2 protein-coding genes are annotated in these 1673 nt (G+C 68.9%); both read right to left on the bottom strand.

The window, feature by feature from the left end; translation table 11 throughout:
• Nucleotides 1-1099, bottom strand: a 1099-nt coding sequence (locus A612_RS09500; RefSeq protein WP_019374261.1) for an acyl-CoA dehydrogenase family protein, incomplete at its 3' end; no start/stop codon positions are given.
• A 111-nt stretch (nt 1100-1210) separates the two neighbouring features.
• The coding region (locus tag A612_RS09495; RefSeq protein ID WP_019374260.1) for an electron transfer flavoprotein subunit alpha/FixB family protein at nt 1211-1673 on the bottom strand (463 nt) is incomplete at its 5' end.

The following is a 1673-nucleotide window of genomic DNA, read 5'->3' as shown; positions in this document are numbered from 1 at the left end:
CGGCCGCCACCAGCGCCATGGCGCGGCAGCCTTCGGTCAGGGCACGCATGGTCATCAGCATGCGGCGCACGTCCGGGTGGTGGATGATGGTGGCGCTGCCGCGCACGCTGCCGTCCACCGGCCGGCTCTGCACGCGCTCGCGGGCGTAGGCGACGGCCTTCTGGTAGGCGCGCTCGGCGATGGCGATGCCCTGCACGCCCACCGCGTAGCGCGCGGCGTTCATCATGATGAACATGTATTCGAGGCCGCGGTTTTCCTCGCCCACCAGATAGCCCACCGCGCCGCCTTGGTCGCCGAACTGCAGCACCGCCGTGGGCGAGGCCTTGATGCCCAGCTTGTGCTCGATGGACACGCAGTGCACGTCGTTGCGCGCCCCGAGCGAGCCGTCCTCGTTGACCAGGAACTTCGGCACCACGAACAGGCTGATGCCCTTGACGCCCTCGGGGGCGCCTGCCACGCGCGCCAGCACCAGGTGGACGATGTTGTCCGCCATGTCGTGCTCGCCGTAGGTGATGAAGATCTTGGTGCCGAACAGCTTGTAGGTGCCGTCGGGCTGGGCGTCGGCGCGCGTGCGCACCAGCGCGAGATCCGAGCCCGCCTGGGGTTCGGTCAGGTTCATGGTGCCGGTCCACTCGCCCGAGACCAGCTTCTCCAGGTAGGTGCTCTTGAGTTCGTCGCTGCCGGCCGTGAGCAGCGCCTCGATGGCACCGTCGGTGAGCAGCGGGCACAGGGCAAAGCTCAGGTTGGCGCTGTTGAGCATTTCCACGCAGGCCGCGCCGATGGTCTTGGGCAGGCCCTGACCGCCGAAGTCGGTGGGGTGCTGCAGCCCCTGCCAGCCGCCCTCGGTGAACTGCGCGTAGGCCTGCCGGAAGCCCGGCGTGGTGCTCACGGCGCCGTCCTTCCAGGACGAGGGGTTCTGGTCGCCCGGCACGTTCAGCGGCGCGACCACGCCCTCGTTGAAGCGCGCGCACTCCTCCAGCACGGCCGCGGCGGTGTCCAGCCCCGCTTCCTCGAAGCCGGGCATCTGCGCGACCTGCGCGATGTCGGCCAGATGCTCGATGGCAAACAGCATGTCCTTGACGGGAGCGGTGTAGCTCATGACTTCCTCGACGATGTCAGCGTGAAAACAAAGAAAACCGGCAGATGTGGTCAAAAAAAAGGCATCGCAAGCGATGCCTTGGCGCGCCGTGGTGCGAGCGCGGTGCGGTCCTTACAGGGCCTTGATGAGCTCGGGCACGGCCTCGAACAGGTCGGCCTCCAGGCCGTAGTCGGCCACGCTGAAGATCGGCGCCTCGGGGTCCTTGTTGATGGCCACGATGACCTTGGAGTCCTTCATGCCCGCCAGGTGCTGGATGGCGCCGGAGATGCCCAGGGCGATGTAGAGCTGCGGGGCGACGATCTTGCCTGTCTGGCCGACCTGCAGGTCGTTCGGGGCGTAGCCGGCGTCCACCGCCGCGCGCGAGGCACCGATGGCGGCGCCCAGCTTGTCGGCCAGGGGCGTGAGCACTTCCTGGAACTTCTCGGCGCTGCCCAGGGCCCGGCCGCCGGAGATCACGACCTTGGCGGCCGTGAGGTCGGGGCGGTCGCTCTTGGTCACCTCGCGGCCGACGAAGCTGCTCTTGCCGGCGTCGGCGACGGCCTGCACGGTCTCCACGGCGGCGCTGCCGCCGGGG

The organism is Melaminivora alkalimesophila, from assembly GCF_000282995.1.
Lineage (GTDB): Bacteria > Pseudomonadota > Gammaproteobacteria > Burkholderiales > Burkholderiaceae_C > Melaminivora > Melaminivora alkalimesophila.
Note: the sequence above shows the minus strand (reverse complement) of the source record. Positions and strands in the feature narration are given on the sequence as shown.